Below are 24,049 nucleotides of genomic sequence, written 5' to 3'. Positions count from 1 at the left end.
TCACCTTTTTTTAATGTCCAACACTGGTGTTAAACATTCCTGAAGTGACAGCCCACCATGATTGTAATAGTCACCGGTGACGTAAGCGGATATACCAGGAGCCATGGCAATGTTAACCGAAGGATTCCAATACCAAGGCATCACTAAACCATCATGAGTAACGTTATCTTTAAGAATTGCACAGCGGCGTTGGCGGTTTTTTCCTAGTGCTTTATGAAGATTCCCTTTAGGTAAACCATTGGGTACCCATAGCCAGCCGTGGTCAGTGACTATTTTGATTTGTCGCCAACCTGCTTCAAGCAGCCCTTCAATACGAGCAACCACATCATTCAATACGGAATCAATGTGTTGAGGCATTTTACGCTGGTGGTCATGGCCTAAGTGATCTAAATCACCTGTTTGGACCCAGGCATAACCACTAACATCTCCAGTTTCTAAACCATCCAAATATTGCCAGCCAACATTACCTAGCATTCGCTTTAACTGATGACTACTAAACTCTGCCATAGTGCTTGCTACAGCAGGTTTAAAATCGTCGTTGTCCAGCATACCAGTAAGGAGATCCGCTACAGGTGTCACCGCAGCTTTCGCCGTGGCCGTTAACGAAGGTAACGCCGACCACTTAGTGCTGAGTACCACTTGTCTGTTTTCATGCTTGGTTAACTTATCTTGTAGCCAGTGGGCGGTATCCAAACGCAAGCCATCGACAAAGAAAACAACTTGTCCACCAAGATGATATTGTCCAACACCCGATCGTACTTGGTTATCACCAGGGTAGCCCTGCTGCTCTACTAACTTTTGAAAATTTAGTGTCGTTTCTTCAAGCCAAGGCGTGTAAATCACACCAAGCAGCGTAGCCAATGCTTCTTCATGTTGAATATGACGTGCTTTTGACATGGCTTTAATAACCGCACTGTCCGCTTTCCAAAAACGTTCAGCGTACATATCAGCCATACCCTGTGGGTCTGCACCAGTAAAAGCCACTTGAGTATGCTCAACCACCGCCACTAGCTCTTCTAGAATTTCTAACCATGGCGATAAGCCTAAACCAAACCAAAGCCATCCTTTACGAGATTGCTGTTGTTGCCAGACACGGATTAGAGCCAGTTTGATAGTGTCGCTTGACTGTCCATCAACTTGAAGAATAACAGATTCAATTTGCCCCTCATCACGCATGTTTTCGGTTAAATAATGCTCTGGATGAACCATTGCCAAACCATTAGGTTGCACTGATTTCAAGCGCTCGATTATGTTTGGTAAATTCGTTGCTGTTTCTTCAAACCGCTGCCATACGTCCTGCCACTCTCCCTCAGCCAAACACAGTAGCTGTAATATATCTGACATATCATCTTGCAAAGCATCAAAGCCATAATGAGTTCGGCAAGATTGAACAAATACATCCCACTTACTGCCCTTCCAACTAACAGCCTTTTCTTCTGGCTGATTAAGCCAACCCAGAATATCTTTAATAGGGTCATTCAACACAATAGAAATAAAGTCTGAAGCTTCCAGTTTCTTACCTTGTAGATGAGAAACAGGTGTTTCCAATAAATCAGGAAGAACAGTTAATAGAGATTCTTGAGTCTGCTTGTCTTTAGCAATATCCAGCTCCAACCCTATATGTGAATTAGTTAGAAATGCTCCTACAGTCCAATCGCGATTAAGATTAGGGTAAGTCCACCAGCAACCGCGATACTGCAGTTCTGCTAAAGGTTTAATAAATTCAGGGCAACTTTCGATAGCGCGTAAATCTTTACGACTAACACCTGGTAGATAAATAATTGGCGTCAAATCACCTGGCAATTGGCATTCTTCTAACAGCCCTGCAATCACACATTTTAGCCAAATTGCTGGGCCTATACGTTCTTCTGGCTCATATTCACCTAGTTCAATGACTTCTGGTAATTGTTGCTTAATAAATGGCATAGCAGTTTGCCACTGACGCTCGCCATCTGTCCAAAGAATAGCGGCTGGGGCAGCTTGCACACTAACATTATGGTGGGCGCTTTGTCGTAGTTGCTGTTTTAGTATTTCGATAATCATCATAGGGAGAATATTGGCCTTTTAAGAGCAGGGAACATTGTACAATCAAACGCTCTTTTAGCCAGTAATCGGATACATATCTAATATCACATTCGCTAACTTCACTGTTCTGGCTTCGATCTGTGCAATTGTCCAACTATCAGGATCGACAAGGTCCTTGTTTAAATACAAACCGTTTTTATATCCCACAGCTGCATCTGACACTTTATCTTTTAAATTTTGTTTCTTATCAAAAGAAAAGTTACTCAACTCTCCATTGTAGGCTGTTAGAGTTAAATTTCCGATACGATGAACATGCGTTTCAAGGTACCCTTTGGCTAGAATTTTATCCCCCTCAGCAATCATATCGACCCAGCAATCTGGTACATTTTCACCCTGAGGAAATATGTGCTCTATACTCCAGAGGTATTTTTTGCCACGCAACTGCCACAAATCTTTTGAGGTTTCACGGGTCATATAGCGCTGCTCAATGGCGCAAAGCAAGAAACGGCAAAGTGCTGTATTCTCTTCATAAAGGTTGCCAGATAGCGCTTTTCTCAACGTATCTTCGTCGGTACTTACATCTTGTAAAGCTTCTACGATAAGTGCAACGACTTGTTCACTGCTATAAGAAAGTTGATCTGATACATTATTTGAAAGTAGTTTTTCCGCTATTCCCATAAAGATTCGTGTCAGATCTCGTGTAGCTGGTTTGTCAGTAGCATTACGACGAACGAAGAATGCGATTAATGATTTAGTTACTAACTCTAAATGCGAGTAATCAAGTTTCAACTCTTCACGCTTTGCGAATAGCAACATCATTAGCAAGTACGAAGGCACGCCTTGGACACGAGCCAGATCTTGAAGAAGATAGCTTAGCTTTGGTTGCTCAGGCACGTCTTTATTGCTAATAATCTGAGAGTACCACTCAGAATGTCGAATCATTTTGGTTAAAAATATCTTTGCATCATGAGCAATAAGTTTTTCGTAAACCTGCATCAAGTTAGACTTAGTTGCCACGGACACGTTAACAATTTCTTTTAGTGTAGGCTTAAAAGCATTGTAGTAGTGGCGAAAGAAGCGCTCTTGAACAGCATAGTCGTCTCCTAATGCTTCAAGCACTTTTTTCCAATCATCGTAGTCTTGGTCAATCGAACCTTTTTCAGACACTTCTAGTTTAGAAAGCAGTTTGTTTTTAATTAAGTCAATGGCCGTTAGTGGTACACCACGGTTGTTTAAAGACTCAAACAAGGTGTAAGCGTCCGAATGACTAGACACTTCGATTTTCACTAGAGTAGCTGTATTAATTTTTTCGATCAGCCCATCTAACGCAACTAACCTAGCATCGATACTATCTACTTCATTCAAAAACTCTTCTACACGTAAATGAAAATGACGGTAAGCACGCATGATTCGGCGATTACCCATATGAGCAATGTAATCAGCATCACTAAATAATCCAGCTTCTTTTAACACATAGCGATAATCTTGCTGGTTGTTATTCTGTACCTGCGGCACTAATCGCGATTGATTCGTGACACCTTTTAAGATCAATTTATTCTTAAGGTTAAGACGTGCGCCAATAAGGTCATCCGTTGTTTTAAAATCAGGGTTACAATAATGAGCATAAACAGCAGCCATAAAAATAGACAAAGTTGTCATTCGTTGCTGCCCATCCACAAGCTCTAATGAACGAACCTCCAGAGAATCTTTAGTCTGGTTGATACAAATAATTGAACCTAAAAAATAGTTCTTATCGTTTTCAACCAAATCTTCAAAAAGTGTGTCCCATTGCCATTTACCCCAAGTGTATTCTCGTTGGTAACGTGGAATGGTATAGATGATTTTTTCATCAACACTTAATAAAGCGGATACTGCGTAGTTCTTTACAGAATCAATCACTTCACCTGCTCCCTGGCTATTTTCTTCTCTTGTAGTGTTAAGTGGTGTTCGTTGATGCGGTCGCCTTCTTTGCCGCCGTATTCTAGCCCTAGGTGATACCAGGATGCAGAAGGTACGTCGGTGCCGCGATCTTTTTTCCAGTGCACGTTGGGTTTAGCACGCAAGACACCTGCGCCTTTTTTGCCGACATCTTTAGCGAGCATAAAGGGGCGGATGTTAAGACGAACACCATCATTTAGGTCTGGATTCCAGCCAATTGGTTGTTCGGATAGTGGCTTCCATCGAACAAAGATGTCTAACCCCTGCTCTCCTTCAAGAATAGCAACGAGTTGTTTCTTGAGGTTTTCCGCGGCGATGAGACGAATATCGGCACCATCAACACCCGCTGCAACATCTTGCTTCTGATGACTGATCCAGCTGTCTAAGTAAGTATAGATTAACCGCTCTAAGCCTTTGTAATCTAGCTTATGATAATTAACTAGCGCAGAGAAACCGTCTTTTTCTCCATCCCAAATCTGCCAGATAAACGGGCGGTTTTGAAAGAGTTTACAGTGCTGTTCGAAGAATTTCTCGCGTAGCCAGCTTTCCCAGTCTTTCGCTTTTAAGGATTTCAGCAGTTTCTCTTCTACTGTCGTGCTCCAAGCTGGCCCATAGGCTTTCATTAACAGATCAACTAAGCGTTTTGCCGCTCGGCCTTCGCCACGCAAGGCTGGCAAACAAACAATACCATCGTCGTCCACAAACTCGGTCAACTCAGCGCAGCGCTCAACCCACGCTCGTTGCTCAGCACTTAGCTCCATTTCAGGATCTAATTCTGCGGGCCATTGATAGCCTAATAAACGAGCAACAGCCACTTGTGCGACGTTATCGTCGGTACGCAACTCACCTTCTGCAGTCCATTTAGTTTCTTCATCCCACACCACAGAGCCACAGGGGTGACCATGAAAAATCCATTGTGTTGCATCATTTGTATAAGGTTCTGGTAAGCCATTAGGATACTGGTCTTCTGCGACTTTAGACCAGTACTCAAGATCAAAAGGAACCTTTACTAAAGTTGCATTAGTGACTTTAAGAGCTTGATCGATTTGGCGGACATCCGAGAAGTATTCTTTAGATGAGCAATAGCACCAAAGTGCCGTTATTATAGAATGATCCGACGGAACTATTGCAGCTACATTTGAGTCGTATCTATTCCCTCTAAATATGGAAACAGGCAGGTCTCCCATCGAGGACACACCAATACCATGTCTGCCTAAAACAGCTTGACCTCTCTGATCAGAGTCGTGAAGCCTTTCCCTCCTAATCCATTTTTCTTCTCGTAAATGACCATTGAGTTCATCATAAAGAACTAAGTTTTGATATCCGCCATAGTGGTCGGAGACATTTTGGGTAGTCTGTTGAAAACTCCAAAGTTCTCCTCTATTTATTATTTCCCAAAATACCTTTAGAAATCTTGGTGAATCACCATTAAGAATTCCAGCTAGCCCCTTCGAAAATTCAGAAAGTTTTGAAGCATTATTATCACCCTCAAAACTAATGAAATAATCAGCATTTTTTATTTGAGCATATTGATTAACTTTTACAAAACTAGAGTGTATTAATAAAGACGCTTTATCTAGTGCTCCTTTAATATTTGAAACATCTAACCCCATAATTTCGTGATAGTCATCGTTACTAATCGAAGGTGTTCTATTTGGACTTACACTCAACAAAATAGCTTTAACTACTTCACCAGATATCGTTTCAAAAGCACCTGCACCAAGCCTAATAATCGAGTTGATTTTCTCATTTGTTAGTAACTTTAAACGTAATTTTTTATAACTAGTTAAAAACAACCAATTTTGTGGTAATACCACACTAATAGTTCCGTTTATTGAACAGAATTCCAAGCATCGTTCTAAAAAAACTGTCGCCAAATCAGCTTTCGAATCCGCATATAGCTTATTTATAAAACTGCTTAGTGTATTTGAGTGTTTAGCACGCTTAAGATACGGCACATTGGTAATGACCCAAGTGTATTGATCGGTTAATAGCTCGGTGGCTTTAGTGATGCCTTGAGCGACAATGCCAGCTTCGATACGTTGACTTACAGTGGTGGTTTGGTTGTCGTCAGCGTGGCTTTGATCGGCTTGTAAAGCCGTGTTTAGGGCAAGGTGTAGTTCCGTCCATTCAGCAATGTTCGCGGCAGTACTACGGCGCGGATTGATTAAGCTGCCGAGTACTGGTGCATCTTTAAAAGTTTGATACAGGCTGTCTAGCGCTATAGTTAGATTTTGCTTACCAGCGGCTGCACTGATGGTTTTCCATTCGTCTTTGGCCGCATGAATCGATAAACCGGAACAGGCTAAATGCAGTTCAGGTAATGCACGATAACCACCCGCCTCTGGAAAACGCCAGGCTTCCAATGCGATAGCAAAGGCCGCCAACTCAACGCAGCGTTGATCTAGCTCTAAACCATGTAGGTTTTCACGAATAACCTGATCTACCGCGTCACGAGCGCTGAGTCCTTCTTGATGCATACGCATGGGGACTAGCATGAGGAATACCGCAACCAAAAAGTGACCAGATCCACAACAAGGATCGAGAGTTTTTAGTTCACTCAAGTTTGTTGGCCATTGCTCAAAACCACCTGACGCAAGTTGCCATTGTGGTTCGCCTTGTTCCTGTTCTTGTGATTCTTGTTGCTTAACAAAGCGTAAGTAATTTAGAGGCACGCCAGGAATCGCAGCTTTTTCACGCAGCTCTTGCTCGTTGTTGGCACGACACAGGTCATCTTGAGTAAGACGTTTGTTGGCCCACCAAGCGCCTAAGGCGTTATCAAGTAAGAAACTTACCATATAGGGTTCTGTGAACAATTGTGTTACTGGACTGAGTTCTTGAGCACCAATTTTTACGCCAGACTCGTTAACCTGTTGTTTCTTTTTGGTTTGCCAGAACTGGTAACACCAACCCAAACTGTCTTGGGCCTGATAAACAGCAGGGTCTAATTTGGAGATTAATGATTCTAAGGTATTGGTGTGGTTGATCGACAGCGTTAATTGAAACACGGGGGACTCAGTACGAAAGATCTGCGGCAGCATTTTTGCTGCAAGGCGACCGGCAAGCTCAAGACCATCTTTGCAATCTGCTTCTTCTTCGGCAAGCTCTGCACATTCGTCTAATGTTACCGATGTGTACTCATCATACATAAGTAGGTTATTTTGCTCTAGAAAGCGGGCGAAAAGCATTCGATGCCAATGCTCGTAAGCCATTTCATTAATTAAAGCATCGGTAGTTTGTTTGCCATCGGTGAGCTTATCACCCAACTGACGACCATGAGCTCGCAAAGAGTTTCGCAGAGCGCGCTCAGCGTTACTCAAATAGGTTGGCGCTTGTGCCTCGGCAACCCCTAGACGGGTGAGTGCTTCCGTAACCGCTTGCTCAACTACATCACGGGCTTTGATTACGGTCGTTTCTAATTGCTTACGTAACGCTTTATCTAATGACTGTCGCATGTTGTATCCTAAAAAATGTGTTTGCGTATTCGTTTATCATTAAAAAATAGCGCGTTAACTCGGCATCACAGGACCATTAATCAATTGCGCACGCAGCTCTTGTTCTACGTAGTCAAGCCAGGCTTTTAGCTCATCCTCATTGTTAATCACTCGTTTATTGAGCTTATGATACTTGGTTTTTGGCAGTAGCTCGTTTATGGCATCTTTGAGTAAGGCATCAAACAAACCTGGCAAGGCGGCGGCTTTGTCATTCCATTGCTCAAAGCTAATGCTGTCGAGAGAATCAAACGCATCTTCCAAAGTGCTGATCTGAATGTCTGGTACGCTGTCTAAACGGCGCTGGAATAAAAAACCATGGCGTTTAGTTTCATCGAGTTTCTGCCAGTGCTCGTCTTCTTTAAGATCTTGTAAACAGGTATTGTAGTCTTCTTCGTAACGACTACGATGGGCCGTTAATGCATCACGCAGCGCTGTGGTAGCGTCTTTTAATAAGGGACTTACCGGGTTTGGTTCTATTAATAAGCTTCGTTGATGCGTAATGGCTTGTGCTTCCACTTCAAGCTTTTCATGGATTTGAAGATCTTTGCAGTATTTAATTGCCTGCTTAAGCTTTGCCCAATCTTTTAGACGCTGATCGATTTTGATTTGTAGATCGTTCCAGTACTTAAAATCATCCACTAACTGTTGCTGGTTTTCATAAGCTTTTTGAAGTTGTTCATTGCCCGAATACATTTGCAGTTCAGCAATTAACGAGGTGTTTGGTGGTGATGGCAATGGCGCATCACCACCCGCTTGATCTGCCATTCGTTTAGCATGAGCTAACGCTTCAGGTAGTTTCGCTGCTTCCTCACCGTTGTTACAAGGCTTATCTAATAATGCAGAGACAATTCCTCGCACCTTAATAATTTGCGCTTTAGAAAGACTGACCTTTTCAGGGCGGAATTTGACTTCACGCCATTTATTGCTGCGCATATCTTTGACAGACACAGCATTTTCTTGGTTATCGGCCACCTTAAGGACACCTGATGCAGCTAGTGCGCACATTGCCCCCTGAATGGTATCTTTACTCCATCCGAAAGGCGGTTGCTCAAAGTACTCTTGGACCTCTTTACCTAGCTTCATGGTGCCAACAAAACGGAGGATTTCAGCACAAACAGGATGTTTGTCTGGTTCACCGTTATAGCCAAGTTTCCCTAAAGCGTTAGGATCTAGATGCTCAGTCGCCGAATCATAGACCTTATCCCAACCCTTACTGTCAGCAATTTTGAATTTGCTGTATAGGCGATCACAAGCGAGTTTACCCGCAGCTTGTACTTGCTCAGTTAGAGTGAGCCCTTCAACTTCTTGTCCACCTGCAAGGCGTACCTGAATATGACTGTAGATGTCTTTTAACAGCGCATTCTTGGTATTTTCTGCTTCTTGTTGACGAGTATTGATGGCCTTCATGGCATCTTTACCCGCTTCGGTACTTGGGCGACCACCACGAACATCTACCGTATTTTCTGCCGCTTTAATGGTAACAATGGCTTTACGAAGTTCTGAACGGTGTGATTCAGGTACATAGATAAAAATGGTAGCGTCTTCTTGGTCAGCACCTAGAGCCGCATCTAAAAATTGTTTTTCGGTTTGTTCTGGAGCCCAGGCGCACAATTGATTTTGTGCATTTTTAGGTAACTCTAAATCAAAATAAAGTTGAATTGCTCGCGGAACTTGCGTTTCACCTTGATTAACCATGGCTAGATTAACTTGTTTACGCACGTAGTTCTGAATCTCTTTTGTGCGATAAGATTCGATATTTTGCAGGTTTCCAAGAAGATCGTTTTCTTGCCGACGCAGTTCATCATACCAAGCCTGACTCTCTACCGTTTGTAAGTGATAAACCCGACCTTGAACGGTGTCTAAAGACATGACAAGGTGTTCGGATTCAAGCTGAGCTAACATTTTAGGCACTAACGGACGCAAGGTATGCTTGTCTTTCTCTAAGTCCTCTAATAATAGATCTGCAAGCGTTTCTTCAGTTGAATAAATACCCAACTCTTTTTCTTCAGGCAATTTACCAATCAATAAAATCAACGCCAAGATACGACCTTGTAAACGCTGCTCTTCCGAACCGCCTTTTTTACGACTGATGTCTTCGTAGATATCTTTTGAGATAACACCGGTTTGCAGTAAGCTGGTGGATATTTGGTCATATAGGTAATCTGCTGGTACGACATAGCCCAATTCTTTGTTGGCCGTTACTTTAAGTGCTTCGTGAACCACGCGTAATTGGTTGCGCAGCTGAGAGCCAGTCCCTGTTCGGTCAATCGCTGGTAAGACCTTTTCCCAAAAACGGCGGCGCACGGGCAGCAATGGATAATCGGGAACCATCCATTTCTCATCGTCTTTATTATGCTCGATAGTGCTGCCACGTAAGTGGCGAGAGATTTCTCCAAGGTTGTCATTCAATACAGTCTGCACTGCACCTGTAGCAGACGCTTTTTTCTGTAAAATGACCTTACGGATTACCTTATCTACATCGGTGTCTTCAAGTTGTACCGGTAATTGGAATCGCCCCATTAGACGCTGTAGATTGGCCATTCCCGTTAACGCGCTTTGACCTGTCGCTACAAAAAGTAACTTCGATTTCAGTGCTCCCGCACCACAACAAGTTTCAACGGTTTCTTGAACATCAAGTGCACGCTGGATATTATCACCAATATATTGTTGTACTTCATCCAACACTACTAAGGTCAATGGTAGTTCACCGTTATGACTTAACGCATCAGTGATTGCATCAACCATTTCGTCATTGGTGACGTCTTTTACAATAGGATATTGAGCACGCATCATTTCGCGCACTTCTTTAATATCGGATGCAAAACCAGGAATAGCATCAAGTACAGCGTTATGTAAGATGGGAGAAACATGAAGATTTTTTACTTCGTTTAACCAAAGATCTATGCCCTCTTTACGCTTAGCATTGGCCTCAACGTGTTCCTGAACTTGCTTTAAAACACCTTGTGCTTTGAGCCACATAACAAAACGCGCTTGATGATATTGCTCTGGTAAACCGGCTGATTTAAAAATAATGTCGAGCAATGCAAGACGCACTCGATCACTTGCTCCAGCAGATAACGTACCGGAAGCCGCATGTAGGCCGCCATTAGCTAAGCCCAATGCAGTTAGTTCTTTCAATTGTTTGGTAATTACTTCTGGTAAATCGGCGATATCACGTGCTGAAACGCCATTAATTGTTTGATTTGTCCATAATGTCCGTAACATTTTTGCTAAATGGGATTTACCCGATCCAAAGAAGCCACTGATCCAAACTCCTGGTAACTCTCCACCACTCTTCACAGCACTTAGAAAATTATTAAGTATGTTATTTAAACCTTCTTGATATGCGCCATCACAAACGAAGGTACGAAGCTCATATTCTAAAGTGGCTAAAGCACCTTCAGATTGGTCATCTTTGACTTGTGCCACACCATTGTTGGCAAGGCGGCTATCGATAGGATCATTAACAAAAATATCACGGTTTAGCATTTTAATTCCTTATACTGTCGCGGTGATAGCCGTGGCATGGTAGCCCCAACCATCTTTGGCGTCCAAAAGTTGATAATTGTTGTTTTCTACTTCACCAGGAAAAAAGACAACTAACCTCCCGGTGACTTTATTGGCTAAAGCCTCAACTACTCCCGATACGGATGCAAAGCCAAATAACGTCCCACACCCTAATAAAGCAATAACACTGTCTTTAGATTGGTTGACATTAACTTGCTCAATTAGTTTATTTACCAGCTCATCGGCAAAGTCATCATACAAACCTTCCAGATACTCTGGGTCTTCAAAATAGGTTTCTTTGTAATCTTGATCTGACATCCATAGCTCAAAACCGTGTGTTAAGTCGAGCAAAGTCCAAGGATGATTACTTTGGGTAGAAGCAAGCTCGAACTCACCCACACGAGCTCGGAGTTTAAGTTCATCTTGTTTGTTGTAGACCAAGAAAATCGTACGTTCGTGAGCAGAAACCGCTGCAGGCCAGGGAATACTAATGTGTTTTTCGAAGCTTGTTAGCAATTTTGATAGGCGGTCTGTCATTGTGTTTCCTTGGGTAGCGTAATGGTTGGAAATGTTACCTCAACTATGTCGCTGGCTTGTTTGAAATTAAGCAGTCCTCGTAAAGAAGCAATATACGCTAATTCGTAAAGTCGGTCTTTGGATTGATCAAGAAACTGGCACCACTGACTATCAAAAAGTCGCTGCCCACTAATGCCGTGACAATGCGCTAAGAACAATGCAAACGCTACGTGCACATAACTAATGATCGGTTCTTCACGAAACTTTTTGTTTCGACCAGATAAATAACCAGCTTGTGTCCAAGTACCATTTAAATTTTGTGCAAAGGATTTTAGTGAGGCCGCGCTGAAACGATCTGGATCATCTTTAGCAAGGAACGCCTCCACCTCTTCACGTGATAGGTGCTCACCTACCTGCATAGGCACAACAATCTTACAAGAAGCGCGTAACAATGGATCACGAGCGATAGCTAGTTGTAATGCAAGAATTGGCTGAGAGGCTTCATCACGCTCCCACCATTGCCGAAGAACATTAAACAAAGGAAGTTGAAGGTCAAGACCGTAAAGATCTATCAAATGGCGAGAAGTTAACGTGCGAGACTTCTCTGTTGGCTTGTGCAATACATTCAAATCCACCACTGCCCGTTTATAGATATCAGGCGTCGTATCTTCATCAAAAGTATCCAATAGATATTTTAACTCAACAATCATCATACTACGGGCAGAATGAGCACCATTTTTCCCAAATTTAAAGCCAAGCTTGGTTAATTGCTGTTCGGTCCGTAACGTCATCACTTACTCTTTTAGAGATAAAAGTCAAATTCTACAACAACTTACCCTAAAAGTGATCTACACAGCTAAAAATTTCATATCGGACTAAAAATTACGAATGCATTTCAACAAGGTAACCTCTAGCTTTCTCCTTAACTTCTTCACTAACACGACCTGAACTAGAAAAAGCAATCAGAGATAAAGCTTTATCTGCTAGCCCAGCTTTTAAAATGCTACGCGCCTTACTAACTCTTGAAGCACAAGATTTTTCGGTATAAGTCGTTTGGTCAAGCAACTTGGCTATTAAGGCATCCCGTGACAACGTATCCGAAGAAAACTCTTCAAAATACCTTACAAAACAAGCTTGGCCTACAGATTGAAGGTAACGACTTAGTTTTTTATCGTCCATAAAAGCTAACGCCTCTTAACCTTTGATTGATAATAATTAGTAGCCTTGAATTATGGAGCTATTACTACTGCTAAGTCTAATCATCTGAATAAACTAGAGCACTCACAAACGACTCTGACTCACTCTTTCCATTAACCATCCTTGAACCTCTTCTTCAACCCAGGCTACTGCTCTTGGTCCAAGTTGAATTGGTTTTGGAAAACTGCCTTTTGACATGTAAGCGTAGATGGATGATCTAGATAGCCCTGTAGTGTTGATGACTTCATTTAATTTCATGACTCGCATTTTGATGCCCTCGTATTAGTTCATCAAATTGCGTGGCTGTAATTTTTGTTTGAAGATCCATCACATTTCAAAAAAAATCAGACCTACATCATCTCTTTGATCATACAAAGCAAATCAAGGAGTAATCTATGACCAGTCATCCTTTTACCTACAAAACAAAGCAAGATGTGCTTGATGCAGCTGCAAACATCATCAAAGAACACTTCCACCGTGAAGGTGGCGCATACACAAGTGCTACAGAGGCTCAGAGATACCTTATGGCAAAGCTATCCTGTCGCGACCAAGAAGTATTTGCCCTTTTGCTACTGGACTCACAGCATCGCCTGATCGCTTACAAAGAGCTTTTCTTTGGCACCATTGATTCCGCATCCGTCTATCCAAGAGAAATTGTTAAAGTAGCCTTATCCTACAATGCCGCAGCGGTTATTTTATCGCACAATCATCCATCTGGAATAACGCTTCCATCTCAGGCAGACATACAGATAACAGAGCAAATAAAGAAAGCATTAGCACTGGTCGATGTTAGAACCCTCGACCACATTATTGTGGGCGAGGATTCATACTCTCTTGCAGGGAATGGATATCTATGACTAAAAACAGTTATGAGGCAGAAATGCCTCCTGATTTAAAAAATGCTGAGATATATATTATCTTCGAAAAACCGCTAAAGCCGACTACAACCAAAGCTTCTGCGCCCATCTCCATAGCACTTAGTGGCATTTTTCGCGAAATAACTGAGTCGATAAAATAAATCTGAATAGTTCTTCCAATAATCCTCCTTATTCAAATCTAGGTAATATGTACCATTTTTCGGAAAGTGAACTAAACCCTCGATTGGTGTGTTTGCCCCTCCCAACGCACTGACCCAAGCCAGTTTGATCCTAGAAGCCATATTCCCTCCCCATTTATCATAATTGCCCAAAATAGAATAAGCGTCCTTGTTAACCAATATAACGCAATGGTAGTGGTCTGAAATGGACGAGTCACGCTCTCTTACCCAAGCGTAACGAAGATTGTTTGGATGAACCCTCCTCCCTTCCCTAAACGTTTTTTTATCTTTAGCTGTTAGCTGAGCCTTCAACGACTCAAAGAATTTAGTGATAGTCCCATCATTAAATTCTTTGTGACTTTCTGGAAACCTTAGATCAAAGCGAAAAGCAGTAACCCTGCTAGACAAACTGATACTAGTGTTAATCAGCTCAACTAGCTTGATTAGGTAGTCTTTATTTGATGTTGCTAGCGGTGAATGGATTGGTAGATTGTTAAACGTGTTTGTCATGTCTCTTATCTCTTGTTGTGGTTTGTTCCACATAAGAGATAGCCTGTAATTTTATCTTACCTGATACCTATATATATTATTAAACCGACATCACCAAACGCCAATTCACCACACAAAAGCTTTACCTTATCACCTCGAATGATCTAGCATACAAGGAACTAGCTACTCTGATATTAATTAGCGCCACAGCCCTCTAAAATCAATGATCAGGCGCTTATTTACTACTACACTATTACTACTTATTTTCTACGGCAATTACTACATGAATATTAATTCATCAATTTCAAGATTTGAGAAAATTCAAATTACAGCACTTGAAGCACTAAGCCAACTTAGTTGGAAGCAACAGCGTAAAATTGACCCCATCAACCTGCTAAGAATGCCTGAGCAGCAATTCAACTTAATGATTAAGCTGCGAGTTTTTGACCCAAAATATAGCGATATAACCGAGTTAACATATACCCCAATTAAAAGTGAAACAAAACAGACTGCTATCAGATCTGGCAATTATCACCACCAAGATAAACATTCAGAATTGCTACAACGCCTGGGTATGATTAGTCAAACCGAACTAATAGCTCTCAATATTTTAGTTATTCAGAGCATCCCGAACGTACCATTGTTCGATTATCATATTTACAAAAAAAATGAAATGCATACTTACGAGTATTCGCTAGAGCAAAGCGCTATTGAAAGGAGAGGATATAAAAATACATTCGTCTCAATACACGCTACTACCGAAGAGCTAGCAAGCTTAACGACTTTGGAATTATGGCTTAACCTTGAGTGCGCACTAATATTTTCACCCAGAGGCTTTACGACTAACACCATTGAACATTTTCATAGGAAACTCTTGCGAGGCAAAACTCTCTCAAGCTGGCTTATAGAAACGTTCACCACAAAGAGCAGGAATATAAGATGGCTGCAGATGTATATGTCGAAACAAGAATATATTGACCGACGCAACCAAAAACTATTCGGCAAAACCCTATACACTAAGGATACAACTGCGGCTAGCATACTATTTCTGGCAATGGTGCTAGAAGAAATTGAATTCAATAACTTAGATAAAAAAATCCGAAAAGCTTGGAGCGTACACAACACTAGAAGTAGGCCAAATAAAGCAAAAGCAAAAATAAGGGGAGAGATATTAACCAAAGATGACTATAAAATAGTTTTAGAGATATCTAACGCGATAGGTATAGAGCCGGAGAAGGTGCTTAAAAAAGCAATTGGAGATACGCTAATTGACGAATACAACCGCCTTTTCGCCAATGGAGTAATAAAAAATCCGCTTAAGAGACAATCTTAAGCTGATTTTTTATGTATTACTTTATGCAGCACAAAATCAAAAATCACTCTGTAACCTTTGATTTTACTGGAGTAATGGCGGTGAGCAAGAGATTCGAACTCTTGATGCCTTTCGACATACACGCTTTCCAGGCGTGCTCCTTCGGCCACTCGGACAGCTCACCTAAACCTTATATACGCAGTGCGTAATTTGTGCGCATATTCTAGTGATGAGGGAAAAGGATTGCAACTAGTTTTTATCAAATTAGTCTTAAAAATTAATCTCTTACCCATTTTAAGTGAGTACCAAGCTCTACTTCTGGAGTAAATGCTGATTTTTCTTTTGGCGTTCCAGCATAAATTAGCCCAATTATTTGATCATTTTTTTCTAGTGATAAAAGGTCTTTTGTTTTTTGAGTGAAACACGCTGGGCCACTGCGCCACATACCACCATAACCAAGCGCATTTAATCCCAATAAAACTTGTTGAGCGGCCGCAGAAGCTGCCATAATCTGCTCTATTGGAGGGACTTTTGGGTGATCCTGAATTCGCGCATAGATTAACAAAACAGCTGGTGCTCGATATGCCTTTTTAACAAAAGCGTCCTCCTTGCTCTCAGGCATTAGTTCTACTTCAGATAAAGCATGATGCCAATAAATTTGACCAAGTTTTGCTCGCCCCTCCCCCTCATAAATACAGAAACGCCACGGCTTAAGATTTCCATGGTCCGCAGCGCGACTTGCAGCGCTAAGAATGGACTCCCATTCGCTTTCGGATGGCGCTGGTGAGTTAAGTGCTGCCTGTGATACACGATTACGCATGAATGTTATAAATTCTTTACTCATAAAATATTTAATTCCGCTAACATAAGAAAAACAGCAAGCTAAAATAATGATTTGCTATAGTTTAATGATAATGGATATCATATTTATTACTTTAGGGTCTAGGAGTTTTTATGTCAAAGTGGTTGATTTGGGCACTGCTTGAGTTAAGTACATTCCTACTGTTGGCCAATGGTGTTTTTTTATGGCTGTCTCATTCACTTGCCAAAAAGAAGTTAGAAAAACACACTAGCGTTTCCCCTAAAGAGACTTTGGACCCTACTGATGGAATAGATGACTCAAACTCTTACAAGGGATTAGCCCACTTCTTAGATTTGCAGATTAATTTTGCTGCACATTCCATTGTACCGGGTAAGCTAGATCCGCATGAAATAAACAGATTGAAAATTTGGGGGACAGTACTTAAAGCAGAAAGAGCTATTCTGTTAAATCAAGTTAGTGAAAAACCGAAGCCTATATTAAACCGCTTCTTATCAAGTTTATTGTACGCATTGTCAGCACCTAAATTACAAACAACCAACCCTGAAGAATTACATCAAAATCTAAAGGAGATGGAAGACGAGTTTTTTCAGGCAACCGAAATACTTATTACTAAAGAGTCACTATCAAAAAACCAAACTTTGCTAAATGAAGATTTACGAAAAAATATTGATCGAGCTACAAAGCGCCTCAAGCAATTAGAATTAAAAAAAGCAGAACAGCAGAGGTTAAAGATTGAAATTGATGACTTACAGGAAAAAATTAAAAAATTAGAGCAAAAACAATCTGATCATACAGGAAGTAGCTCCGAATTCAATTTGCAGATTCCAACTGCTCAAAAGCAAGAAAAAGCGATACGCAACGCTTCCTTTAAACAAATTTCTAGCTTAAGCAGCCTTTCTGATCGGCAAAAAATGGTAATCGAGCAACTTAAGAGTGAGATAGACAAGGCATATAAAAACAATAATACATATGCAGCTATTGAGGCTCAAAAAGTTGCTATAACCAAAATGGAGCGTATGTCTAAAGAGTCACAAGTGCTAATACTGCAATTAGAAGCAGAACTCGAGACGTCAAATTTATCCATCACTTCACTAAGGCAAGATATTAGTGTGAAAGATGCAAAACTTGCTGAATTAGAAAAGCAGCTAAGTAAAAGTAATGAAACGGCGATTGGCAATTTACAAGTTTTAAGTGCAAATAAAAAAGAAACCCTTGGCTCATTGCGTGATGGCTTAAATACCGCACTTGAAAACATGTCATCCGTTAGCCTTATAGAACAAGATAAAGATGCAAAAATGCTAGAGCGCTTACTGCAAGAATCAGAAACCTGCGTTACTCTATTGGCGCAAGAGTTAGAGTCTGCAGAAAACACTAATAATGAATTAAAGCAAAAGATAGAGACTCTTGGATTAAGTGGTGCTCATGGCTCTAGAAGTCAGTCAAAGCCACTCATAAAGCAAAGGGAAATAAATAGACAGTTAGCTCAATCAACCACTGAGCTAAAAAAGAAATTATCTGAGATGATATCAAGCAAAGATTATCAAACCCTGAGAGTCACATATAATAAAAAGAGTCTTGAATGTGATCGCCTACAGCTGGCATTTTCAGATTTAGAAATGAAATATTTAGGGACGCTAAATAGTTAACTATCCCTAAACTGAAGATAAAAATTATTTCACTTGAAAATCAAGCATTCGCTGTAGTGGAATCAATGCTTTAATTCTAGTTTCTTCAGACACATGAATTTCACCAGAGCTATCTCTGAGCGAGTTACGAAGCATCTCCAAGCTATTTAATGCCATCCAAGGACAATGCGCACAACTACGACAATTTGCGCCGGAGCCAGCCGTAGGTGCCTCTATGAAACGCTTATTTGGTGATGCTTGCTTCATTTTATAGAAAATACCCCTATCGGTGGCGACAATAAAGGTATCATTTGACATATTCTTTGATGCATTTAGCAACTGGGATGTTGAACCCACAACATCTGCCACCTCAACAACCGCTTCTGGGGATTCTGGATGAACAAGTACGGCAGCATCTGGATATATCGCTTTTAAATCCAAAATACCTTTTGCCTTGAACTCTTCGTGAACGATACAGGCACCATCCCAAAGAATCATATCGGCACCAGTTTCACGCTGGATATATCCCCCCAAATGCTGGTCAGGTGCCCAAATAATTTTTTCGCCCTGCTCTACGAGATGATTTACAACATCTAAAGCAATGCTAGAGGTTACGACCCAATCTGCTCTCGCTTTAACTGCAGCTGAAGTGTTTGCATAGACAACCACTTTTCTATCTGGATGCTGATCGCAAAAAGCTGAAAACTCTTCAATCGGACAGCCAATATCCAGTGAGCATGTTGCTTCAAGGGTCGGCATTAAAATAGTTTTTTCTGGGCTAAGTATTTTTGCGGTTTCACCCATGAATTTAACACCGGCAACAACAAGAGTCTTAGCGTCATGATTTGCACCAAAGCGCGCCATCTCTAAAGAGTCAGCAATTATTCCACCAGTCTCTTCTGCGAGCTCTTGAATAGCATCTTCAGTATAGTAATGAGCAACTAGAACGGCATTTTTTTGCTTAAGTAAAGACTTGATCTCATCACGAATCTGATCATCATCGACAGATTTTATTTCAAGACTTTTTTCTGCTTCAGACAAATACTTTTGAACTGTATTGCGAAGTGCTGCTTTATCAAAAAGTTCGGACATATCATTACCCCTTAAGAAACTGGGAGCGGAATGAGTGTTTTTGGTGGGTCGTACTGGATTCGAACCAGTGACCAATTGATTAAAAGTCAACTGCTCTACCAACTGAGCTAACGACCCAAAAATCACAAAAGGAATAAAAAGATGTTGGTGGGTCGTACTGGATTCGAACCAGTGACCAATTGATTAAAAGTCAACTGCTCTACCAACTGAGCTAACGACCCAACGGGTTGCGTATATTACAGAGCCCGTTGAGAAATGCAAGTTATTTAATTTTACTCAAATACCCTGCAGCTAGTTTAGCAGCTTTACTATCGGGAAAGCGTCGAATTACATCCTGTAAATAGGACTTAGCTTTTGTTGTATCACCAAGCTGATCACTAACAGTGCCTAACTTATATAATGAGTCTTGTTCTTTGTTGTGTCCTGGAAAGTTTTGAATCACAGTAGAAAATGCTTCTATAGCCTCTCTAGACTTACCTTGAACTAATTTAACTTCTCCCAACCAATAATAACCATTCCCTGTTAAAGAATTGTTCGGATAGTCTTTTACAAACTCTGAAAATGCGGTTTCCGCTTCATCAAAATTTCTCTGACGAATTAAATTATAAGCATCATTATAAGCTTGTTGAGCTTGTGCAGTGGGTGGTTGCAAACTAATAGGTGCTAGAGGCGAAGCCGCTAGTGAATTAGTTGAATTATTTATTTTTTGTACCGATGCTTGAGTAGCTGGTTGCTCTACTCTTGGCTCTGGAGCAGAAGAATACTTCGGTTCGCTCGCAGATGCAGACATAAGTAAGGATATACGTTTATCGAGATCAATATAACGATCTCTTTGACTCTCTTTCATTAGCTTTAATTCATGACCTTGATCTTCCAATTGTCCACGAAGGCTTTGAACCTCCTGTTGCAGTGTTTCCAATTGAAAAAGTAGATCTGCAGCGGCATTAGGGGAAAGTCCACCACTTGCCATTTGAGATTCAGCTAGCGCAAATGGCGCTGTGAGACACAGCGCCATTGCGAAAGAGCGAATTCTTACGACTTTAGAAATCATTATTCGTAACGAACTTCAACTCGACGGTTTAACTGCCAAGCGTTACTGTCATGACCGAAGGCAACAGGAACTTCTTCACCAAAGCTTACTGTTTCAATTTGAGAAGCAGCGACACCTTGGATTGTCAAATAACGACTAATTGCTTTAGCGCGACGCTCACCTAGAGCCATGTTGTATTCGCGAGTACCACGCTCATCAGCATGACCTTCTAAAACGATACGTGCATCTGGGTGTGATACTAAATATTCAGCATGTTTTGCTAGAGCTTCACGAGATTCTGGACGCACAATCGATTTATCAAAATCAAAGTAGAATACAGTTTGAACCCCAGCTAAAGAATCCATGCCATTGTCATTAGTAGCCGCACTTTCATCAACAATAACACTAGTCATAGCGCCATCTTGACCAGCACCAAATGTTTGGTCAGTATTTTCATTTGCTTGCTCAGTTGAATTGGCATCTTCAGCAACAGTTGAAGAATCAGTATCTGTTGCTGTTGTGCTACAACCTGCAATCCAAGCTGCAGACAAACCAATTACAGCAAACTTACCTAGTTTTGTTACACTCATTATTCACTCCTCAATGTCTTTATTTGAAATACGGGGACCAAGATGGTTCTCGTACATCTCCGTCTGCTGATGGTAACCTATATTTTACAAGGCCATCAACGGATACTACGGCTAAGATACCCTTTCCTTGATAGGTTGTGGCATACATCACCATGCTACCATTTGGCGCAATGCTTGGCGATTCGTCTAAGTAAGTCTCTGTGAGAATTTGAACTCGGCCAGTTTTCATATCTTGAAGTGCAATATGATAATTACCATCATTCTTTTGAACCGTAACAAGATAGCGACCATCTGGCGTCATTCTCGCTCTGGTATTTAGATCACCTTCAAAAGTAACCCTCTCTACACGCTTACTATTTACATCTAATCGATATATCTGCGGATTACCGCCTCGATCAGATGTGAATACAATTCCCTTACCATCTGGCTCCCAGCTTGGCTCGGTATCTATAGCATAATGGTTTGTCATACGCTCAAGTTTCTGTGTCGCGATGTCTAAAGTATAAATTTCAGGGTTATTATCTTTAGAAAGAACCAATGCTAATTTTTTTCCATCAGGTGACCAAGCTGGCGCACCGTTTAATCCTCTAAATTGTGCGATTTGCTGACGCTTCCCAGTTGCTAATTCTTGAATGAAAATATTCGGGCGTCGATTTCTAAACATTACATAAGCAATTTTTCTGCCATCCATACTCCATGACGGAGATAATATCGGCTCTTTAGATTCGACAACAACTTGAGGGCGATGTCCGTCAGCATCTGCAACCTGCAATTTAAACAATGGAGCTTTTTTATCACCTTCTGCAGTAACATATAATATTCTAGTACTAAATGCGCCTCTTGTACCTGTCAATAATTCGTAAACTTTATCACTAATATAGTGAGCCGCATCGCGGAAGTTTCTTGCACTGACATCAATAGAGCTATGCTTTTGCACCGGCTTTTGACTTAAAACATTTAATAATTCGAAACCAATACGATATTGATTATTAGGTAGCTTTTTTATTGCACCAATAACAACATAATCACTTTTCAAAAGCCGCCAATCTCTATAAAAAACATCCGCTTCTTTTGATGGCATACTTAACATATTAGATCTAGGGATAGGCTGAAATAGACCACTACGCGCTAAGTCAGCCTCGACTATTTGAGCAATATCCTCAGGCAGCGCATCCACACCCTCATATCCAAAAGGCACAACAGCAATAGGTAATAACTGATCTGCACCACTTGTTATTTCAATAACTAATTGGGCTCTAGCTGAGCTTATAAATATTAAGCAAGTGAATAAAACACTCAAGCATTTTTTAAACATCATTAGTTTCTCAAATCTTGCGGGTTAAAAATTAAATCTACCTGACGAAAATTTCGTTCAAAAACATACGAGTCTACTTTCGATAACTCTTCAATTTTTCTTACTTTATAAACAGCATCAACTGCTCTTTGATCAAATAAAGCATCTCCACTACTTTTCGTAATTTGAGCATTCATAACTTCACCATTAGGTAGAAAATAAATGCGCAATTGAGCTTTCATATTGTTTCGAGCGCTTGGAGGACGAATCCAAGCTGCAGTAACCCTATCATTTATTAGCCCACTGATAGACTGAACCATTTGAGCTTCATCAGCAGCTCGCTGCATCGCCTCTTCTGCTGCCGCCTTGGCTGCCGCCTCTTCAGCTTTCTTCTTCTCCGCCAATTTAGCGGCTTCCTCTTGACGCTTCCGCTCTTCTTCGGCTACTCGATCAGCTTCAGCCTTACGAGCAAGCTCTTGTTTTTTCTTTTCGCTGGCTTCTTTTTCAGCTAAACGTTTTTTATCAGCCTGCTCCTGAGCCAAACGCTTACTTTCTGCCTCTTGCGCTGTACGCTTTTGTTCAGCTGCTTTTTGCTTTCTTTCAGTTTCTTGTTTTTCAGCTTCTGCTTTATCTTTTGCCTGTTTAGCTTGAGCAAGCTGCTTTTGCTTTTCCTCTAACGCCTTACGCTGTGCTTCTTTTTTTCGAGCCTGCTCAGCTTCGCTTTTCTTTTTTTCTGCTAATGCAGCTGCCTGTTGTTTTGCTGCTTTTTCATCAGACTCTCTTTTACCTATTATGGTTTGAGAGATATCAACAACAGTAGCATTAACAATAGGCGGCCGCTTAGGTTTTGGAATTTCATTGTCGCTAAAATCAATAGCAACAAAACCTGCCACAACAATACCAACGTGTAAACCTATAGCTAGCACGGTTGGGATACTATAATTGTCACTACGTAACCACTTCATTAATTTTTATCCGGCTCAGTCACTAAACCTACATTTGGAACACCTGCACGTTGAAGTGTAACCATAAGACCAATGACATCACCATAAGGGACATTTTTATCCCCTCTTACTAATACAGACATCTTTGGGTTTTGACTTAATACTTTTCTCACTCTATCTTGTATTTGAGATAAAGCGATTGATTCTTGCTTACCGCCAACATCTAAATAGTACTTACCTTTAGAGTCAACAGAGGCAATCATGACATCATTTTCTGTATCTTGAATTGGCGCTGCATTTGCATTCGGCAGTTCAACATCAACACCTTGCGTAAGCATTGGCGCTGTAATCATAAAAATAACAAGCAAAACCAACATGACATCGATATACGGTACGACGTTGATCTCAGCCATTGGACGGCGTTTGTTTCTCCTTCTTGCGCGAGCCACTATACAGCGCCTCCCTCTCTCACATGTACCTTACGATGTAGGATACTAGTAAATTCATCTGCGAAATTCTCATAACTAGAACCAAGGGATTCTGCCGTAGAAGAGAAGCGGTTATAGGCAATTACTGCAGGAATAGCAGCAGCTAAACCTATCGCTGTTGCTATAAGTGCCTCTGCGATACCTGGTGCAACTGTTGCTAACGTTGCTTGCTGAACTTCTGCAAGACCGATAAAAGAATGCATAATCCCCCAAACAGTACCAAACAAACCAATGTAAGGACTTGTTGAGCCAACAGTTGCCAAAAAAGGTAGATGTTGATCCAGCTTTTCTTCTTCCCTGTAAAGCGCCACTCGCATTGCTCTTTGAACACCATCCATAATGGCTTCTGGATCAACATTATGACTCTGTCTTAGTCGAGTGAATTCTTTAATACCAGAAGTGAAGATATTTTCCATACCTTCAACTTTGCGACCTTCTTGTGTGAGCTTGCGATAAAGCTGACTAAGATCGATACCCGACCAAAAACTTTCCTCAAATGCGGTACGCACCTTTTTTGCTTCTTTTAAAACACGAATTCTTTGAAATATTACAATCCATGAAAAAATGGAAGCAGCTAGCAGTATCAACATTACAAGCTGAACAACAAAACTAGCACTGGCGATAAGTCCCCAAATTGACATTATTAACC

General features: G+C 41.1%; 20 protein-coding genes and 3 tRNA genes. 3 read left to right on the top strand and 20 right to left on the bottom strand.

The window, feature by feature from the left end:
• The 8 genes from pglZ to CCS02_RS04295 form a co-directional block, all read right to left on the bottom strand.
• Window positions 1-2,046: a BREX-1 system phosphatase PglZ type B gene (pglZ, locus tag CCS02_RS04330; RefSeq protein ID WP_100635912.1), complete on the bottom strand. Its 2,046-nt coding sequence runs from the start codon at window positions 2,044-2,046 to the stop codon at window positions 1-3.
• A 54-nt stretch (window positions 2,047-2,100) separates the two neighbouring features.
• A complete protein-coding gene (locus CCS02_RS04325; RefSeq protein ID WP_100635911.1) occupies window positions 2,101-3,924 on the bottom strand; it encodes a DUF262 domain-containing protein in 1,824 nt (607 codons plus the stop codon).
• Complete coding sequence (locus CCS02_RS04320; RefSeq protein ID WP_100635910.1) at window positions 3,921-7,418, bottom strand: Eco57I restriction-modification methylase domain-containing protein; 3,498 nt, start codon at window positions 7,416-7,418, stop codon at window positions 3,921-3,923. Before CCS02_RS04320 ends, CCS02_RS04325 begins: the two co-directional genes overlap by 4 nt.
• 54 nt (window positions 7,419-7,472) lie before the next feature.
• Window positions 7,473-10,946: a BREX system P-loop protein BrxC gene (gene brxC, locus CCS02_RS04315; RefSeq protein ID WP_100635909.1), complete on the bottom strand. Its 3,474-nt coding sequence runs from the start codon at window positions 10,944-10,946 to the stop codon at window positions 7,473-7,475.
• A gap of 9 nt (window positions 10,947-10,955) precedes the next feature.
• Entirely contained in the window at window positions 10,956-11,501 is a 546-nt protein-coding gene (locus tag CCS02_RS04310) for a BREX protein BrxB domain-containing protein (RefSeq protein WP_100635908.1), read from the bottom strand.
• Entirely contained in the window at window positions 11,498-12,271 is a 774-nt protein-coding gene (locus CCS02_RS04305; protein WP_100635907.1) for a hypothetical protein, read from the bottom strand. Before CCS02_RS04305 ends, CCS02_RS04310 begins: the two co-directional genes overlap by 4 nt.
• 91 nt (window positions 12,272-12,362) lie before the next feature.
• Window positions 12,363-12,659 (bottom strand): hypothetical protein, encoded by a 297-nt coding sequence (locus tag CCS02_RS04300; RefSeq protein ID WP_100635906.1) that lies wholly within the window; start codon window positions 12,657-12,659, stop codon window positions 12,363-12,365.
• 102 nt (window positions 12,660-12,761) lie between these two features.
• Window positions 12,762-12,944 (bottom strand): AlpA family transcriptional regulator, encoded by a 183-nt coding sequence (locus tag CCS02_RS04295; RefSeq protein ID WP_100635905.1) that lies wholly within the window; start codon window positions 12,942-12,944, stop codon window positions 12,762-12,764.
• Window positions 12,945-13,072: 128 nt separating this feature from the next.
• Here CCS02_RS04295 and radC point away from each other — a divergent pair, with 128 nt between their 5' ends.
• On the top strand, window positions 13,073-13,534 hold the full coding sequence (gene radC, locus CCS02_RS04290) for a RadC family protein (RefSeq protein ID WP_100635904.1): 462 nt from the start codon (window positions 13,073-13,075) through the stop codon (window positions 13,532-13,534).
• A gap of 74 nt (window positions 13,535-13,608) precedes the next feature.
• Here the strand turns inward: radC and CCS02_RS04285 are convergent, their stop codons facing one another.
• Window positions 13,609-14,223, bottom strand: a complete 615-nt coding sequence (locus CCS02_RS04285) for an inovirus Gp2 family protein (RefSeq protein WP_157807968.1) — start codon at window positions 14,221-14,223, stop codon at window positions 13,609-13,611.
• 262 nt (window positions 14,224-14,485) lie between these two features.
• Here CCS02_RS04285 and CCS02_RS04280 point away from each other — a divergent pair, with 262 nt between their 5' ends.
• Window positions 14,486-15,535: a hypothetical protein gene (locus CCS02_RS04280; RefSeq protein ID WP_100635902.1), complete on the top strand. Its 1,050-nt coding sequence runs from the start codon at window positions 14,486-14,488 to the stop codon at window positions 15,533-15,535.
• A gap of 75 nt (window positions 15,536-15,610) precedes the next feature.
• Here CCS02_RS04280 and CCS02_RS04275 read toward each other — a convergent pair.
• Window positions 15,611-15,698 (bottom strand) — tRNA-Ser (locus tag CCS02_RS04275).
• 93 nt (window positions 15,699-15,791) lie between these two features.
• The gene (locus CCS02_RS04270; RefSeq protein WP_100185815.1) at window positions 15,792-16,358 is read right to left on the bottom strand and encodes a nitroreductase family protein; all 567 of its coding nucleotides are present in this window, start codon (window positions 16,356-16,358) and stop codon (window positions 15,792-15,794) included.
• Between the two features lie 110 nt (window positions 16,359-16,468).
• Here CCS02_RS04270 and CCS02_RS04265 point away from each other — a divergent pair, with 110 nt between their 5' ends.
• Window positions 16,469-17,983: a hypothetical protein gene (locus CCS02_RS04265; RefSeq protein ID WP_100185814.1), complete on the top strand. Its 1,515-nt coding sequence runs from the start codon at window positions 16,469-16,471 to the stop codon at window positions 17,981-17,983.
• 24 nt (window positions 17,984-18,007) lie between these two features.
• Here CCS02_RS04265 and nadA read toward each other — a convergent pair whose 3' ends face one another.
• From nadA to tolQ, 9 genes are all read right to left on the bottom strand, one after another.
• Window positions 18,008-19,054: a quinolinate synthase NadA gene (gene nadA / locus CCS02_RS04260; RefSeq protein WP_100185813.1), complete on the bottom strand. Its 1,047-nt coding sequence runs from the start codon at window positions 19,052-19,054 to the stop codon at window positions 18,008-18,010.
• A gap of 41 nt (window positions 19,055-19,095) precedes the next feature.
• Window positions 19,096-19,171 (bottom strand) — tRNA-Lys (locus tag CCS02_RS04255).
• 28 nt (window positions 19,172-19,199) lie between these two features.
• Window positions 19,200-19,275 (bottom strand) — tRNA-Lys (locus CCS02_RS04250).
• A gap of 41 nt (window positions 19,276-19,316) precedes the next feature.
• On the bottom strand, window positions 19,317-20,105 hold the full coding sequence (gene ybgF / locus CCS02_RS04245) for a tol-pal system protein YbgF (RefSeq protein ID WP_072839069.1): 789 nt from the start codon (window positions 20,103-20,105) through the stop codon (window positions 19,317-19,319).
• Window positions 20,105-20,674, bottom strand: a complete 570-nt coding sequence (pal, locus tag CCS02_RS04240; protein ID WP_100185811.1) for a peptidoglycan-associated lipoprotein Pal — start codon at window positions 20,672-20,674, stop codon at window positions 20,105-20,107. Before pal ends, ybgF begins: the two co-directional genes overlap by 1 nt.
• Before the next feature lie 19 nt (window positions 20,675-20,693).
• Window positions 20,694-21,992, bottom strand: coding sequence for a Tol-Pal system beta propeller repeat protein TolB (gene tolB / locus CCS02_RS04235; protein ID WP_012069895.1), 1,299 nt, complete (start codon window positions 21,990-21,992; stop codon window positions 20,694-20,696).
• On the bottom strand, window positions 21,992-22,933 hold the full coding sequence (tolA, locus tag CCS02_RS04230) for a cell envelope integrity protein TolA (RefSeq protein ID WP_100185810.1): 942 nt from the start codon (window positions 22,931-22,933) through the stop codon (window positions 21,992-21,994). Before tolA ends, tolB begins: the two co-directional genes overlap by 1 nt.
• Window positions 22,933-23,361 (bottom strand): protein TolR, encoded by a 429-nt coding sequence (tolR, locus tag CCS02_RS04225; RefSeq protein WP_100635901.1) that lies wholly within the window; start codon window positions 23,359-23,361, stop codon window positions 22,933-22,935. Before tolR ends, tolA begins: the two co-directional genes overlap by 1 nt.
• Complete coding sequence (gene tolQ / locus CCS02_RS04220) at window positions 23,361-24,041, bottom strand: protein TolQ (protein ID WP_012069892.1); 681 nt, start codon at window positions 24,039-24,041, stop codon at window positions 23,361-23,363. Before tolQ ends, tolR begins: the two co-directional genes overlap by 1 nt.
• Between the last annotated feature and the right edge of the window lie 8 nt (window positions 24,042-24,049).

Origin of the sequence: Marinomonas sp. ef1, from assembly GCF_002806845.1 — a bacterium.
Lineage (GTDB): Bacteria > Pseudomonadota > Gammaproteobacteria > Pseudomonadales > Marinomonadaceae > Marinomonas > Marinomonas polaris.
This window is presented reverse-complemented; position numbering and strand designations above follow the sequence as displayed.

Excerpts from the sequence above, each read along its gene's own strand:
- CCS02_RS04320 (WP_100635910.1), bottom strand. The coding sequence starts at position 7,418 with ATGCGACAGTCATTAGATAAAGCGTTACGTAAGCAATTAGAAACGACC.
- pal (WP_100185811.1), bottom strand. The coding sequence starts at position 20,674 with ATGAGTGTAACAAAACTAGGTAAGTTTGCTGTAATTGGTTTGTCTGCA.
- ybgF (WP_072839069.1), bottom strand. The coding sequence starts at position 20,105 with ATGATTTCTAAAGTCGTAAGAATTCGCTCTTTCGCAATGGCGCTGTGT.
- CCS02_RS04310 (WP_100635908.1), bottom strand. The coding sequence starts at position 11,501 with ATGACAGACCGCCTATCAAAATTGCTAACAAGCTTCGAAAAACACATT.
- tolB (WP_012069895.1), bottom strand. The coding sequence starts at position 21,992 with ATGATGTTTAAAAAATGCTTGAGTGTTTTATTCACTTGCTTAATATTT.
- CCS02_RS04285 (WP_157807968.1), bottom strand. The coding sequence starts at position 14,223 with ATGACAAACACGTTTAACAATCTACCAATCCATTCACCGCTAGCAACA.
- tolA (WP_100185810.1), bottom strand. The coding sequence starts at position 22,933 with ATGAAGTGGTTACGTAGTGACAATTATAGTATCCCAACCGTGCTAGCT.
- CCS02_RS04265 (WP_100185814.1), top strand. The coding sequence starts at position 16,469 with ATGTCAAAGTGGTTGATTTGGGCACTGCTTGAGTTAAGTACATTCCTA.
- tolQ (WP_012069892.1), bottom strand. The coding sequence starts at position 24,041 with ATGTCAATTTGGGGACTTATCGCCAGTGCTAGTTTTGTTGTTCAGCTT.
- pglZ (WP_100635912.1), bottom strand. The coding sequence starts at position 2,046 with ATGATGATTATCGAAATACTAAAACAGCAACTACGACAAAGCGCCCAC.
- CCS02_RS04300 (WP_100635906.1), bottom strand. The coding sequence starts at position 12,659 with ATGGACGATAAAAAACTAAGTCGTTACCTTCAATCTGTAGGCCAAGCT.
- CCS02_RS04305 (WP_100635907.1), bottom strand. The coding sequence starts at position 12,271 with ATGACGTTACGGACCGAACAGCAATTAACCAAGCTTGGCTTTAAATTT.
- brxC (WP_100635909.1), bottom strand. The coding sequence starts at position 10,946 with ATGCTAAACCGTGATATTTTTGTTAATGATCCTATCGATAGCCGCCTT.
- CCS02_RS04295 (WP_100635905.1), bottom strand. The coding sequence starts at position 12,944 with ATGCGAGTCATGAAATTAAATGAAGTCATCAACACTACAGGGCTATCT.
- nadA (WP_100185813.1), bottom strand. The coding sequence starts at position 19,054 with ATGTCCGAACTTTTTGATAAAGCAGCACTTCGCAATACAGTTCAAAAG.
- CCS02_RS04270 (WP_100185815.1), bottom strand. The coding sequence starts at position 16,358 with ATGAGTAAAGAATTTATAACATTCATGCGTAATCGTGTATCACAGGCA.
- CCS02_RS04280 (WP_100635902.1), top strand. The coding sequence starts at position 14,486 with ATGAATATTAATTCATCAATTTCAAGATTTGAGAAAATTCAAATTACA.
- radC (WP_100635904.1), top strand. The coding sequence starts at position 13,073 with ATGACCAGTCATCCTTTTACCTACAAAACAAAGCAAGATGTGCTTGAT.